General features: G+C 58.9%; 2 protein-coding genes. Both read left to right on the top strand.

The annotated features are described in order from the left end of the window. Positions 1-61: 61 nt before the first annotated feature. Positions 62-544 carry a helix-turn-helix domain-containing protein gene (locus B7R22_RS20360; RefSeq protein ID WP_116413116.1) on the top strand — a complete coding sequence of 161 codons (483 nt, stop codon included), beginning with the start codon at positions 62-64 and terminating at the stop codon, positions 542-544. After that, a partial coding sequence (locus tag B7R22_RS18265) for an IS3 family transposase (protein WP_172582565.1) occupies positions 511-1365 on the top strand: 855 nt, incomplete at its 3' end. The genes B7R22_RS20360 and B7R22_RS18265, both read left to right, overlap by 34 nt.

Raw genomic sequence — 1365 nt, 5'->3', positions numbered from 1 at the left:
CTGGAGTGGTCCCCGATAGTTGGACACCGAATTTAGGGTTCCTTCTTCAGGGAGTATTCAGATGTATTCGAAAAGCACGTTGAGTCACTCAGACGCCGTTTCGGCTGTCGCGTTGTTCGAGCAGGGGTTCACCGCGAAGTCGGTGGCCGTGTCTCTTGACCTTGCCCGGTCTCCTGTCCAAATGTTGTACCAGCGATGGCAGGTACGAGGTTCGGGAGCGTTGGTGACGAGAGACCGCAAACAGTACGATTTTGAGACGAAGCTTGAAATCGTGCGCCGGCACGTCAGGGGTGAGTCCGGGAGAGCTCTCTGCGAAGAATATGGCCTTCCGTCGCCTGGCACCGTAGCCAACTGGACAAGCATCTTCCGACGCGATGGGGAAGACGGGCTGCGTCCCAAGCCGCGTGGCAGACCACCGGCCACTCGCGAGGATTCCCCTCTAGAAGGCGAAATTGAGACGCTACGCCGAGAGAACGAACGGCTTCGCGCGGAGGTCGCCTACTTGGGAAAATTGCGGGCCTTGAGGTCACAGGAACGACGCTGAAAGTTCGAGCTGTCGAAGATCTCAAGGCGCATCACCCGTTACCCCTGTTGCTGCAGCTCGCAGGCCTTCCCCGGTCAACGTTTTACGACCACCGGCGCCGGCTCAACCGCAGCGACACCCGGGCCGGCATCAAGGCAGCTATCCGTGGCGCATTCGAGGAGGCGAAGAGTTCGTACGGGCACCGGCGCATCCTTGCCGTTCTGCTCCGACAGGGGTGGATGGTGTCTAAAAAGACGGTCCTTAAACTCATGCGCGAACTCGGGTTGCAATGCCCGGTGCGGCGTCGCAAACGGTACAACTCGTTCCGAGGTGAGGTCGGTGAAGCGTCTGACAACGTACTGAACCGACAATTCGCCACAGAGTCCAAGAACACGAAGTGGGTCACGGACGTGACCGAGTTCAACGTCGGCGCTTCGAAGGTTTACCTTTCGCCCGTCCTGGACCTTCATGACAACCGGATCATCGCTTCAACGGTCGGGCCCTCGCCAAGCGTGAAAATGGTCACCGATAGTCTCCGCATGGCAATCGACACTCTTACCCCGGATGAGAAACCTCTCGTCCACTCCGACCAGGGATTTCAGTACCGTCACAACCTCTGGCGAGACACGTTGACCACGGCGGGGCTTGCTCAGTCGATGTCTCGGAAGGGCACGTGTCTGGACAACGCCGCCATGGAGGGGTTCTTCAGCCACCTCAAGGAGGAGTGGTACCGCATCCAGAAACCCTCAACCCTCGACGAGTTCCACACAGGGCTGAATAATTACCTGCGCTGGTGGAACACCACCCGCATTCAACAGCGACTCGGCTACCTCAGCCCAGAC

Origin of the sequence: Subtercola boreus (genome assembly GCF_003399635.1) — a bacterium.
Classification (GTDB): Bacteria; Actinomycetota; Actinomycetes; order Actinomycetales; family Microbacteriaceae; genus Subtercola; species Subtercola boreus_B.
Note: the sequence above shows the minus strand (reverse complement) of the source record. Positions and strands in the feature narration are given on the sequence as shown.